The organism is Microbispora sp. CL1-1, assembly GCF_012034195.1.
Taxonomy (GTDB): domain Bacteria; phylum Actinomycetota; class Actinomycetes; order Streptosporangiales; family Streptosporangiaceae; genus Microbispora.
The window spans coordinates 20,163-32,393 of sequence record NZ_JAATEK010000050.1 but is presented as its reverse complement, the minus strand read 5'-3'; the positions used below and the strand labels follow the sequence as shown (position 1 = coordinate 32,393).

Here is a 12,231-nt window from a genome sequence, read left to right as displayed (position 1 = left end):
ACCCGGTGCCGGGCATGGCCGTCCCGCGCATGGCGTAGCGGTGTCCCACGCTGAGGCGGAAGTCGCCCGGCATGAACCACCGCGCGAGCAGGTCGGGGTCGGTCAGGGCCCGCCACACGCGGGCGGGCGGGTGCGCCAGGTATTCGTCCAGGCGCAGCACGGTCGGGTCGTCGGCGTCGTTCATGGCCTCTCCTCGTCGTGGTCCGCGTGGTGGCCGCCGCCGCTGCCGTACGGCGGGACGCCGGCGCTTGCCGTCGCGGTGTCCGTCGTCGTGCCGCCGGTCGTTTCGGTGTCCGAGGTCCCGGTGTCCGAGGTCCCGGTGTCCGAGGTCCCGGTGTCCGAGGTCCCGGCGTCCACGGTCTTGGTGCCGTCGGTGTCGTTGTCTGCGGTCTCGGTGTCGTCGAGCAGGTGGCGCAGAGCCGACAGCCTGTCGCGCCAGAACCGTTCGTAGGGGTCCAGCCAGTCGCGGACCCGGACGAGCGGAACGGGCTCCAGGCTGTAGAGCCGGCGCCTGCCGTCCCTGCGTTCGCTGACCAGTCCCGCCTCACGCAGCACCCGCAGGTGCTCGGAGAAGCTGGGCCGGGCCATGGCGAAGCCGGAGGCCAACTCCTGGACGGACCGGGGGCCGCGCTCGCGCAGCAGGCGCAGCACCTCGCGCCGCACCGGGCTGGCGAGCGCGGCGAAGATCTCGTCCTCCGAAGGCGGCGGCGGAGACGGCGCCGATGACGGCCGTGCCCGCGGCCCTGCGGTGGTGGGGGTGACGTCCACGGCATCATCATAGGTAGGAAATCTCCTACCTGTCATCATCGGGGCCTTCACTGACAGGAAACGCGCCGGAAACACGACCCAGTCAAGATGGGGACTCGTGATCAGGGCCATTCTGTTCGACCTCGACGAGACCCTTTTCGATCATCGCCGGGCGGTCGCGCACGCCGCGACCCGCTGGACCGAGTCGGTCTGCCCCGGTCATGAGCTGCTGCCGGAGGCGCCGGCGCTGTGGCTCGACCTGGAGGACAAGCACGTGCCCGCGTGGCACGCCGGGGAGTGCTCGTTCGCCGAGCAGCGGCGCCGGCGGCTGCGCGAGTTCTGCCGCCGCCTCGGGCTGCCCACGCCGTCCGACCCGGACGCGGCCTTCGCCGCCTTCCTGACCCACTACGAGTCGGCCTGGACCGCCTTCGCCGACGTGACCGAGGCACTGGACGCGCTGGCGGCCCTCGATGACGCCCCCACGCTGGGCGTTCTCACCAACGGCGTGGCCGTCCAGCAGGAGGCCAAGCTGCGCAGCATCGGGCTGATGGACCGCATGGAAGTGGTGCTGACCCCCGACACGCTCGGCGCGTTCAAGCCCGCCCCGCAGTGCTACCACAAGGCCGCGGCCAAACTCGGCCTGCGCCCGCAGGAGGTGCTCATGGTCGGCGACAACCTCCTGCTCGACGCGGTCGCCCCCACCCGTGCGGGCATGCACGGGGTGTGGCTCGACCGCTACCGCGCCGAGCCCGGCGCCTCCTCCCCCGGCGTCACGAGGATCACCACCCTGCGCGACCTGCCCGGCGTGCTGGCCGCGCTGCGCCCGCGCCTGCTCGGCCCGTCACGCGCCGCCTGAAAGCCCGGACAGCGCCCTCGAACCGGGCCCGCAAACCGGCTTGCCCGCACCGCGCGGGGCCCGGTCAGGTACGCAGGCCCGCGGCGGCGACACGGCGGCGGGCGAAGCCGAGCCGTTCGTAGACGACGACGGCCGCCCGGTTCCAGTCGTCCACCATCAGCGCCGCACGGCCGTGCTCCGCCAGCAGCGCGGACGCCACGAACCGGCACACCCGCTCCCCCAGCCCGCGTCCCCGGGCCGGTACGGCGGTCGCGACGCCGGCGAGCAGGCCCACCGTCGGCGCGGACCACGCGTCGGCCGCGACCGCCAGCAGGGCACCCGAGCCGTCCCATACGCCGGCCCACCGGCGTACGCGCGGCAGGCCCGGCACGGCGTAGGAGTCGGGATTGGCGGCGGCGAGCAACTCGGCCACCTCAGGGGCAGCGGACTCCGCCAGCCAGGAGGCCGTCCCCTCCTGGCCCGCCCCCTCCCGGCTCGTCGTCTCCTGGCGGGGCGGGGCGAGTTTCTCGGTGCCCATCCAGGAGAAGTGGCCGGCGAGCTCCAGCTCCGGCGTGGCCTCGACGACCTGTTGGATCAGCGCGGCGTCGCCGAGGGGCCGATACGACGGCCCGGCCTCGGCCAGAGCGTGCCGCACAAGCGGGACGACCTGGGAGGCCGTGCCCCGCACCGCCAGGCGGTCGCGCCGGGACGCCTCGGGACTGGCCACCGCCACCGCGTCCCCGTACGCCCAGGCGCGCACGCCGCGCCGCATGCCCTGCGCCGCCCACACGACGAGGTCGTCGTCTCCTGAGGCGGCGACGACCTCGGCCTCGCTCACCAGCTCACGCACGCGCGTCCCTACAGGATCGCGCCCGGCGCGTAGGCGGCGTCGTCGGGATGGCGTGCGGTGATCTCGCCGATCCGCGTGGTCACGGCCGCCACCTGACCGGCGGCCGCGCCCGCGAAGGAGGCCCGGTCGGCCAGCAGCGCGTCGAGCTCAGCCCGGCCGAGCGGGAAACGATCGTCGGCGGCCAGCCGGTCGAGCACCTCGTTGCCGGCGCCCCGCGACCGCATGGCCAGCGCCGAGGCGACCGCGTGCTCCTTGATGATCTCGTGGGCGGTCTCGCGGCCGACCCCGGCCCGCACGGCCGCCATGAGCATCTTGGTCGTGGCGAGGAACGGCAGGTAGCGGCCCAGCTCGGCCTCGATGACCGCCGGGAACGCGCCGAACTCGTCCAGCACGGTCAGCATGGTCTCCACCAGGCCGTCGAAGGCGAAGAACGCGTCGGGCAGCGCGACCCGGCGGACGACCGAGCAGGACACGTCGCCCTCGTTCCACTGGTCGCCGGCGAGCTCCCCGGCCATCGAGGCGTACCCGCGCAGGATCACCGTCAGGCCGTTGACGCGCTCGCAGGAGCGGGTGTTCATCTTGTGCGGCATCGCCGACGAGCCGACCTGGCCCTCCTTGAAGCCCTCGGTGACCAGTTCGTGCCCGGCCATCAGCCGGATGGTCTTGGCCAGGGACGACGGCGCGGCGGCCAGCTGCACCAGCGCGGTCAGCACGTCGTAGTCGAGCGAGCGGGGATAGACCTGGCCGACGCTGGTGAAGCGGCGGGCGAACCCCAGGTGCTCGGCGACGCGGTCCTCCAGCTCGGCCAGCCGGTCCTCGCCGCCGAGGAGGTCGAGCATGTCCTGCGCGGTGCCGACCGGCCCCTTGATGCCGCGCAGCGGGTAGCGCTCCAGCAGGTCCTCAAGGCGTTCGTAGGCCACCAGCAGCTCGTCGGCGGCGGTCGCGAACCGCTTGCCGAGCGTGGTCGCCTGCGCGGCGACATTGTGCGAGCGGCCCGCCATGACGGTCGAGGAGTGCTCGGTGGCCAGGCGGCCCAGGCGGGCCAGCAGCGCCACGACCCGCCCGCGCACCAGCAGCAGGCTGTCGCGGATCTGCAGCTGCTCGACGTTTTCGGTCAGGTCGCGGGAGGTCATGCCCTTGTGGACGTGCTCGTGCCCGGCCAGGGCGTTGAACTCCTCGATGCGGGCCTTCACGTCGTGCCGCGTGACCTTCTCCCGCTCGGCGATGGAGGCCAGGTCGACCTGCTCGGCCACCTTCTCGTAGTCGGCGATCGCCTGCTCGGGCACCTCGATCCCGAGGTCGGCCTGGGCCTTCAGCACGGCGAGCCAGAGCCTGCGCTCCAGCACCACCTTGTGCTCGGGGGACCACAGGCGGGCCAGCTCGGGCGAGGCGTAACGAGCGGCCAGGACATTCGGGATACGCGGCTTGGCATTCACGTTGGCCCAGTCTATTGAGGCCGCTTCCTCCGGCTGTCCGCAGGTGCCGCACACGCTCGCCGCACTCTCGGGGACGGGCACGGCGGGCGGGATCGGCGGGCGGGATCGGCTCGGCCCGCGCGCGCCGTACGGTGTGGCGGCAGGGCAGGGGAACACGCATCGGTCCCGCGCCTCACAGACCACGGCGGCCGTGGTGGTCGTGCTTGTGGGTCTTGAGGTGCTCCATGAGGTCGCTGATCCGCTTGCTCAGAAGCGCGATCTGGACCTCCGGCGACCCGGTGTCACCCTCGCTGGTGCCGTACTCGCTGATGATGGACTTGGTGGTAGCGGCACGCGACGGGCTCACGTGATGGGCTCACGTGATGGGATCGGCCGCCGGGGACCGCTGCGCGCCCCGGCCGCGCAGACGGTCCATCTCCCGCCACTGCGGCAGCAGCGCGGCCAGATTGGTGGTCAGGAAGTACGCCGCGCCGGCCGCCAGCAACACCGGCACGAGACCGGACCACGCCACCGCCGCCCCGGCGATCAGCCCACCCAGGGGGATGCCCGCCCACGCCATCGCGTCGCCCAGCGCGTTGACCCGGCCGCGCAGGCCGGGCGGCACCCGTTCGAAGGCGATCGCCCCCAGGATCGGGTTGAGGAAGCCCCCGCCTGCCCCGCTGACCACGAACACCGCCAGCACCGCCCACATCGGCACGTCGGCCGCCAGCACCAGGAACCGCGGCGCCCCGGCCAGCAGGAACCCGGCGAAGAACACGACCCGGCGCGGCATCCGGTGTGCGACGGCCGCCGCGACCAGGCTCCCCACGACCGCCGTCGCGCCCCACACGCTATTGCTCAGCCCGATCGCGGTCGGGCCGTTGCCGGACCGCTCGGCCCACACGGGCAGCAGCACGGTGCCGAACGCCGCGTCCAGCAGGTTGGTGATCCCGATCATGACGATGATGGTGAGCAGCAGCAGCTCGCCGCGCAGGAAGGCGAAGCCCTCGCCGAAACGCCGCCAGTAGCCGGACTCGGCTGCGGCCGGAGCGTCGTCGGCCGGGTGGCCCATGCCGCGCGGCAGGGCGAACGCGATGATCAGCGAGCCGAGGGCGAAGCACACGGCGTTGAGGACCAGGCCGGTCAGCGGCCCCAGCAGCGCCACCATGAAGCCGCCGGCCGCCGGGCCGAGGGTCGAGGCCAGCCGTTCGGTCACGCCGGACAGTCCGGTGGCGCGCTCCAGCGGCACCCCGGCGCGCTCGGCGGCCTCCGGGATCATGATCTCCTTCGCCAGGTCCCCCGGCCCGCGTACGGCGCCGATCACCGCGACCAAGGCCAGCAGCACGGGGAAGGTCAGCAGGCCCGCGGCGTGCAGCAGGGGGATCGCGGTGGCCGCGGCCGCGCTGATCGCGTCGGTGCTCCAGGAGACGACCCGCGGGCCGGCCCGGTCGACCAGCGGCCCGGTCAGCGCCTTGACCACCACGTACGGAGTCATCTCGCAGAAGGCCACCAGCCCGGTCTGGGTGGCGCTGCCGGTCGTGACCAGCACGAACCACGGCAGTGCGACGGCCGACACCCGGGTGCCGGTCAGCGCGACCGCCATGGCCGCCAGCAGCCCGCCGAGCGGGCGCAGCCTCCGCGCGCGGGAGCCGAAGGTCGCGCCCTTGCTCGCGCCCTTGCTCGTGTTCTCGCCGGTGTCCGTGCGCGTGCCCCTGTCCGTACGCGCGTCCTGGCCCGTCATCGGGGGTCGTCTCCCCGCGCGACGCCTTCCGGAGCGGTGTCTTCTTGAGCGGTGTCTTCCCGATTGGAGGGCGCGTCCAGTTCGGGCAGGATCTGCACGATGACCCCCACCCGTTCGGCGTCCGCCGGGGCACCGGCCGCGTCCGGGCTGTCGCGGCGGTAGCGGGCGATGACCGCCCACAGCTCCTCGCGCAGGGTGGTGGCCTCCTGCGGGGTCAGCCGCAGCGGCATGTCGCTCATGTCGGCCGCGGCGCGCCAGTCACGGGGCATCGTCTGCAGCTCGTTGATCGTCCGCTGGGTGCGCATGGCGTAGATGGCGGCGACGGACTGCAGGTAGGCCAGCGTGGCCTCGGGCTCCCGCTCGGCCAGCTCCATGTCGTCGAACTGGGTGGATCGATGGACGGCGCGCCACCAGCGTTCCCGTGCGTTGCCGCGCGTGGTGTCCTCCTCGACGAATCCCGCGGCGGCGAGCCGGCGCAGGTGATAGCTGGCCGCGCCGGAGTTGATGTCCAGCAGCTCGGCGAGGCGGGTGGCGGTCGACGGGCCGTGCTTGCGCAGCAGGCCGATCACCTGCACGCGCACCGGGTGGGCGAGGGCGCGCAGTCCTTTGGCGTCGAGGACGACCGCGTCCTCCGCGAGCGGGTTCCGGGGGGTGTCACCGTGATCGGTCATGCCGACACCATAAACCGCAAACAGTTCTTCGCAAAGACTTCTTCGCGAAGAACTGTTTGCGGTTGGTTGTGACAGGCCGGCGACGATCATCGCCGGGCGGTCGCCAGGGATGGCCGTGATCCAGCCGGAGCCGGTGAGGTCGGCTCCGGCCAGGCGGGAAGGGCCGGCCAGGCACTCGGCCCGCAGGTCCACGCTCGGATCACTGGAACTGGTTCACTGTGTCCAATCCGCTGTGTCCAATCCACTGGGCCCAATCCACTGGGCCCAATCCACTGGGCCGGTTCACTGATCCCGGTTCACTGGGGCGCGGCTCGCGCGGCCCGTTTCACCCGGCCCGTTTCACCCGGCCTGATTCACCCGGCCTGATTCACTGGGCCGGTTCGAGGGCCTCCTTGCCATACACGGTCAGCTCGTCGTCACCCGAGGCGGGCGGCTTCGGCGTACGGCGCATGCGCTCCTTGAGCCGCTCCACCATCGTGTAGAGCGTCGGCACCAGCACCAGCGTCAGCAGCGTCGAGGAGATCAGGCCGCCGATCACGACGATGGCCAGCGGCCGGGAGATGAACCCACCCGAACCGGTCACGCCCAGCGCCATCGGGGTGAGCGCGCAGATCGTCGCGATCGCGGTCATCAGGATCGGGCGAAGTCGCCGCCGGCCGCCCTCCATGACCGCCTCCACCACGCCAAGCCCCTGCTCGCGATACTGGTTGATCAGGTCGATCAGCACGATCGCGTTGGTGACGACGATGCCGATCAGCATCAGCATGCCGATCAGCGCGGGCACGCCGAGCGCCGTGTCGGTGGCCAGCAGCAGCCCGATCGCGCCGGTCGCCGCGAACGGGATCGACACCAGCAGGATCAGCGGCTGCACCAGGCTGCGGAACGTCGCCACCATGATCATGAAGACGATCGCCACCGCGAGCAGCATGGCCAGCCCCAGGTCGGCGAACGCGTCCTGCTGCTGGGAGCTCGCCCCGCCGATCTTGTACGTCACCCCGGCCGGCAGCGTCAGCGTCTTCAGCGTGTCGGTGACCTTCGTGGTGATCGCGCCGAGGTTGGACGCGTCGGCGGTGCCGGACACCGTGGCGGTGCGGTCGCCGTCCTGCCGGGTGATCTGGGTCGGGCCGTCGGCCTTCACCACGTCGGCGACGTCGCCGAGCTTCACCAGGCCCGTCGCCGTGGGGATCTCGAGCTTCCTGATCGCGGCGATGTCGTCGGGCGCGTCACCGGCGGCGCGCAGGATCACGTCGCTGGAGCGGCCGCCGACGTCGATCGAGCCGACCGGCGCGCCGCGGAACGCCTGCGCGACCAGCTGCCCGATCCCGGCCTCGGTCAGGCCCCTGGCGGCGGCCTTCTCCCGGTCCACGTGCACCTCGACCCGCGGGACGCTGTCTTCGAGGTTGGAGGCCACGTCGCGCAGTCCGTCGATCTTGGCCATGGCGTCGCGCACCGTGGTGGCCGCCGTCTTCAGCGCGGCCTGGTCCGAGCCCTGCACGATGACCTGCACCTGGTCGGAGTTGAACCCGCCGCCGCTGCCGCCGACCGTGACGTCGCCGATCCCCGTCAGGCCCTTGAGACGCTGCCGCAGCCGGTCCTCCAGCGCGGAGGTGTCCTCGCCCTCCTTCAGCGTGACGGAGAACGACGCGCGGTCCGCGCCGCCGCCCACCCCGCCGAGGAAGCGGTTGCCGCCGCCGACCGTCACCTGATAGGACTTCACGCCCCCGTCGGCCTCCAGCACCGCCTCGACCTTCTTGGCCGCCGCGTCGGTGGTCGCCAGGTCGGTGCCGGCCGGCATCCGCTGGCTGATCTGCGTGGTGTCGTTGCCCGAGTTGTCGAGGAAGTTCGTCTTCAGGTTGGGCGCCAGCGCCATCGTCGCGGCGAACACCACCACCCCGATCAGCACGGTGACCAGGCGCCGCCGCGTCGCGAACCGCAGCACCGGCAGGTAGATCCGCTGCAGCGGGCTGCGCAGCTCCTTGCGTTCGGCGTCCTCGCGTGCGGCCTGCATCTCCTGCGGGGTGAGCGACGGCGCCTTGAGGAACCAGTAGGCCAGCACCGGGATGACGGTCAGCGCCACCAGCAGCGACGCCAGCAGAGCCACGGTCACCGTGATGGCGAACGGGCTGAACAGCTGCCCCACCATCCCGCCGACGAAGGCGATCGGCAGGAACACCGCGACCGTCGTGAGCGTCGAGGCGGTCACCGCGCCGGACACCTCGCGTACCGCGCCGAGGATCGCCCGCCGCTTCTCCTCGCCGTAGGCGAGATGGCGTTTGATGTTCTCCAGCACCACGATCGAGTCGTCGACCACGCGGCCCACGGCGATCGTCAGCGCCCCCAGCGTCAGCAGGTTCAGCGAGTAGTCGCCGATCCACAGCGCGATCAGCGCGATCACCACCGACAGCGGGATCGACACGGCCGTGACCAGGGTCGAGCGGACCGACAGCAGGAACACCAGGATCACGAGCACGGCGAACGCGAGGCCCAGCAGGCCCTCGGTGGTGAGATCCTCGATGGACCGCTCGACGTACGGCGCCTGGTCGAACACCACGGTCAGCTCGGCGGTGTCGCCGAGGGCCCGGGTCAGGTCCGGCAGCGCGTCGTTCACCGCGTGGGAGATCTGCACGGCGTTGCCGTCGGGCACCATCGTGATCGACACGCCGAGGCTCGGGGTGCCGTTGGTGCGGGTGAACGTGGTCGCGGAGGCGTCCACGACCTTGATGTCGGCCACGTCCCCGAGCTTGACCGGCTTCGGCCGGGCCCCGGCGGCGCGGGCCTGCGCCGCAGCCGCTGCCGTGGACGTCCCCGGCACGGCGGCGCCGCCTTGTCCCGCGCCCTGCCCTCCGGCCCGGCCCGCCGTCTGTCCGGCGGCCTGACCCGGGGTCGCGCCGCCGCGCTGCCCGGCCGCGGCGCCCTGACCACCCGCCGCGGGCGCGAGGGGGGTCAGGTAGAGGTTCTCCAGGTCCTTCACCGTACGGACCGGGTCGCCGATCTGCACGGTCAGCGACTTGCCGTCCTCGGTCAGCGTGCCGGCCGGGATGGAGACCCCGTTGGACCGCAGGAGATCGGGAATGGCCGCGGCCGACAGCCCCAGCAGGGCGAGCCTGCCCTGGTCGGGGGTGATGACGACCTGCTGCTCGGCGGCGCCGCTGACGGTGACGTCGCGGACGCCCTCGATCGACTGCAGCTCTGGCACCATGATCTTCTCGATCTTGTCGGCCATGGCGTGCTGGTCGCCGCCGTCGCCCACCGCGATCGCCATCACCGGGATGTCGTCGGTGCTGCCCGCGACCACCTGCGGATCGACGTCGGCCGGAAGCTGCGCCTTGATGCGGCTGACGGCCTGCTGCATCTTCCCGATCATCTGGTCGATGTCGGTGCCGTACTCATACGCCACCTGCACCTGCGACATCCCTTCGCGGGATGTGGAGGTGATGTCGGTGACGCCGGCGATACCCTGGAACGCGCTCTCGATCGGCTTGGTGACCTGCTCCTCGACGATCTCGGGAGCGGCACCCGGATAACTCGCCACCGTGAACGCCGCCGGGAACTCCAGCGACGGGAAAAGCTGTTGTTTCAGCGAGGGAATCGCGAACAAGCCGAAACCCGCGAGCACCACCGCAATCATGATCACGAGAGTGCGGTTGCCAAGGCTCAGCCTGGCCAAGGAGGTCATGCGAGCTCCTGACATCGGGGGAAACTATTTTCCCAAGCCTAACACTTCGCATCATGCGAACATTCAGCGGTCGCATTAACGGCTGGTAACCTCTTGACCCGAGAGGTGACAGTGAACGACAGCCCAGCCGAGCGGCGCACCGGAACCGGTGCGGCGTCCGCCCCCCGCCCGCAGGACGCCCCCGCCACCCACGGGGAGATCGGGGAGGACGCCGAGCGCGGGTGCCTCATCACCCGCCTCGCGGAACTGCAGCGCAGCATGGGCCGCTTCTTCGCCCGCGACCGCTCGATGCCGCTGCTCGCCTCCACCCTCACGATGCAGCAGCTCAAGGTCGTCATGTTCCTGTCGTTCGCCGGATCCACCTCCGGGCAGGAGCTCGCCCGCCACCTCGGCGTCGGCCTGGCCACCGTCACCGGCATCGTCGACCGCGTGGTGGCCCAGGGCCTGGCCAGCCGGCACGAGGACCCCCACGACCGCCGCGTACGCCGGGTCGAGCTCACCGAGGCCGGGCGGCGGCTCACCAGCGAGATCGTCGAGGCCGGCACCGGAGGCTACATCCGCCTCCTGCGGCGCCTCGACACCGAGACCCTGCGCACCATGGAGACGGTGATGCGCAAGATCGAGGACGTGATGCGCGAGATGCACGCCGAAGACGCCGACCCGACCGGCCCGACCGCCTGACCTGCTCCTCGGCCTGCCTCTCGTCTCGCCCTCCGGCCCGTCCGCCGGGCCCGCCCCGGCCTGCTGGTACCTTCCGGCGACATGCCGACCTACATCGAGGAACTCTTCTCACTCACCGGCCGGGTCGCCCTCGTCACCGGAGGCAGCTCCGGCATCGGATACGCCATCGCCGAGGCGCTCGGACGCGCCGGAGCGGCCGTGGTCCTGGTCGCCAGGCGGCAGAAGGAGCTCACCGAGGCCGTCGACCGGCTCCACGGCCTCGGCGTGCGCGCCGCCGCCATCAGCGCCGACCTCGGCGACCGCGCCGGCGTCGCCCGCGTGTGCGAGGAGGCGGGCGGCTTCTTCGGCGAGATCGACATCCTCGTCAACGACGCCGCCAACAACATCAGAAAGCCCATGGCAGAGCTGACCCCCGGCGACTACGACCAGACCATCGCCGTCAACCTCACCGCGCCGTTCCTGCTCGGGCAGCACTTCGGCCCCCGCATGGCCGCCCGGGGCCGGGGCCGCATCATCAACATCGGCTCCCAGCAGTCGATCAGCGCATTCGGCGACAGCGGCGTGTACGGCACGGCCAAGGCCGGCATCTGCGGGCTGACCCGCTCCCAGGCCGAGGCGTGGTCGGCGCGCGGGGTCACCAGCAACACGCTCATCCCCGGCTTCATCCTGACCCCGCTGACCGCGCCCGCCCAGGCCGTGCCCGGACGGGTGGAGCAGATGGCCGCCCGCACCATGACCGGCCGCAACGGCGTCCCCGACGACTTCCGCGGCGTGGCCGTCTTCCTCGCCTCCGACTCCTCGTCGTACGTCACCGGCCAGGCCATCTGCGTCGACGGCGGCTTCAGCGTCCACTAGAAGCACCGTCCACCAGAAAGCACCGTCCACCAGAAAGCGCTGTCCACCGGAAGTCCGCTGGAAAGCGCGGCCCCGGTTGACCTGCGGGTTTCCGGGGCCGTGGCCGACCGCTGATCGCTACTTGGCCCCGCGCCGCAGCTACCGGGTTCCAGGCCGGGTATGAGGGTCACGTCCCGGCGCAACCGGACGAGCGACAGCGAACGCCGGGGCAGGAACAGGAAGGCACGCACCGAGATGTCCCGCTCCCGCGCGCGCGACCCGCGCGACACCAAGGTCCCCGCGCAGGTCTCCGCGCTGGGCCGCTCGACCCGGCGGCTGGTCGTGGCCGCGCTCGTGATCGCCGCGGCGGGGGTCGTGGCCGCCCAGCCGGCGACGGCCCGCGTCGCCCCGCACCACTCCCGCGCGAAGCTCGGTGTCACGCGCACGCCCGGTCCGGGCGGAGGCGGCGGGCAGATGGGCAGAAGAGGACGTACGGGCGGCGGCCAGGTCATCAGGGGCGGTCGTGCGGGCGGTGGCCAAGGGCAGTCCGGCGCGGGCCATTACAACCAGAACCTGACCGGCGTCATCAGCCCCGCCTTCGTGCGGGGCCGGGCGCAGCAGGCCATCACCGACCACGGCAGGTTCGACGTGGAGGCCGGCTTCTGCGCAACCGACCCGGACATATGCTCGATCGTCCAGGACATGCCGATCCGCCACAGCTCGTGACGCGACGGGACCGGCGCGCTATCACCGGATCGCGATCCTCGTCGCGGCGCTGATC

10 protein-coding genes and 1 pseudogene are annotated in these 12,231 nt (G+C 72.1%); 4 read left to right on the top strand and 7 right to left on the bottom strand.

Annotated features, from left to right (window positions below; translation table 11 throughout):
* Positions 1-180: 180 nt before the first annotated feature.
* The gene (locus HCK04_RS35440) at positions 181-768 is read right to left on the bottom strand and encodes a metalloregulator ArsR/SmtB family transcription factor (RefSeq protein ID WP_260617524.1); all 588 of its coding nucleotides are present in this window, start codon (positions 766-768) and stop codon (positions 181-183) included.
* A 97-nt stretch (positions 769-865) separates the two neighbouring features.
* Here HCK04_RS35440 and HCK04_RS35435 point away from each other — a divergent pair, with 97 nt between their 5' ends.
* Positions 866-1,603, top strand: a complete 738-nt coding sequence (locus HCK04_RS35435; protein ID WP_168066524.1) for an HAD family hydrolase — start codon at positions 866-868, stop codon at positions 1,601-1,603.
* Between the two features lie 64 nt (positions 1,604-1,667).
* Here the strand turns inward: HCK04_RS35435 and HCK04_RS35430 are convergent, their stop codons facing one another.
* The 6 genes and pseudogenes from HCK04_RS35430 to HCK04_RS35405 form a co-directional block, all read right to left on the bottom strand.
* The gene (locus HCK04_RS35430; RefSeq protein WP_205831115.1) at positions 1,668-2,432 is read right to left on the bottom strand and encodes a GNAT family N-acetyltransferase; all 765 of its coding nucleotides are present in this window, start codon (positions 2,430-2,432) and stop codon (positions 1,668-1,670) included.
* 8 nt (positions 2,433-2,440) lie between these two features.
* Positions 2,441-3,868, bottom strand: a complete 1,428-nt coding sequence (purB, locus tag HCK04_RS35425) for an adenylosuccinate lyase (RefSeq protein ID WP_142651719.1) — start codon at positions 3,866-3,868, stop codon at positions 2,441-2,443.
* A gap of 175 nt (positions 3,869-4,043) precedes the next feature.
* Positions 4,044-4,214 (bottom strand): annotated as a pseudogene (gene rpsO, locus HCK04_RS35420) (30S ribosomal protein S15); the annotation flags it as partial.
* A gap of 9 nt (positions 4,215-4,223) precedes the next feature.
* Positions 4,224-5,588 carry an MFS transporter gene (locus HCK04_RS35415; RefSeq protein ID WP_142651717.1) on the bottom strand — a complete coding sequence of 455 codons (1,365 nt, stop codon included), beginning with the start codon at positions 5,586-5,588 and terminating at the stop codon, positions 4,224-4,226.
* Positions 5,585-6,259 (bottom strand): helix-turn-helix domain-containing protein, encoded by a 675-nt coding sequence (locus tag HCK04_RS35410; protein ID WP_142651716.1) that lies wholly within the window; start codon positions 6,257-6,259, stop codon positions 5,585-5,587. The genes HCK04_RS35415 and HCK04_RS35410 overlap by 4 nt, the downstream gene beginning before the upstream one ends.
* A 367-nt stretch (positions 6,260-6,626) precedes the next feature.
* Complete coding sequence (locus HCK04_RS35405; protein WP_142651715.1) at positions 6,627-9,935, bottom strand: efflux RND transporter permease subunit; 3,309 nt, start codon at positions 9,933-9,935, stop codon at positions 6,627-6,629.
* 111 nt (positions 9,936-10,046) lie between these two features.
* Here HCK04_RS35405 and HCK04_RS35400 point away from each other — a divergent pair, with 111 nt between their 5' ends.
* The 3 genes from HCK04_RS35400 to HCK04_RS35390 all read left to right on the top strand — a co-directional run bounded on the left by HCK04_RS35400 (position 10,047) and on the right by HCK04_RS35390 (position 12,176).
* The gene (locus HCK04_RS35400) at positions 10,047-10,616 is read left to right on the top strand and encodes a MarR family transcriptional regulator (RefSeq protein ID WP_260617523.1); all 570 of its coding nucleotides are present in this window, start codon (positions 10,047-10,049) and stop codon (positions 10,614-10,616) included.
* Between the two features lie 81 nt (positions 10,617-10,697).
* The gene (locus tag HCK04_RS35395; RefSeq protein ID WP_142651714.1) at positions 10,698-11,471 is read left to right on the top strand and encodes an SDR family oxidoreductase; all 774 of its coding nucleotides are present in this window, start codon (positions 10,698-10,700) and stop codon (positions 11,469-11,471) included.
* Between the two features lie 159 nt (positions 11,472-11,630).
* Positions 11,631-12,176 carry a hypothetical protein gene (locus tag HCK04_RS35390; protein WP_142651713.1) on the top strand — a complete coding sequence of 182 codons (546 nt, stop codon included), beginning with the start codon at positions 11,631-11,633 and terminating at the stop codon, positions 12,174-12,176.
* Positions 12,177-12,231: the final 55 nt, after the last annotated feature.

Bases quoted from the DNA above. Each gene is read 5' to 3' on its own strand.
- HCK04_RS35415 (WP_142651717.1), bottom strand. From the start codon at position 5,588: ATGACGGGCCAGGACGCGCGTACGGACAGGGGCACGCGCACGGACACC.
- HCK04_RS35410 (WP_142651716.1), bottom strand. From the start codon at position 6,259: ATGACCGATCACGGTGACACCCCCCGGAACCCGCTCGCGGAGGACGCG.
- HCK04_RS35395 (WP_142651714.1), top strand. From the start codon at position 10,698: ATGCCGACCTACATCGAGGAACTCTTCTCACTCACCGGCCGGGTCGCC.
- HCK04_RS35405 (WP_142651715.1), bottom strand. From the start codon at position 9,935: ATGACCTCCTTGGCCAGGCTGAGCCTTGGCAACCGCACTCTCGTGATC.
- HCK04_RS35390 (WP_142651713.1), top strand. From the start codon at position 11,631: ATGAGGGTCACGTCCCGGCGCAACCGGACGAGCGACAGCGAACGCCGG.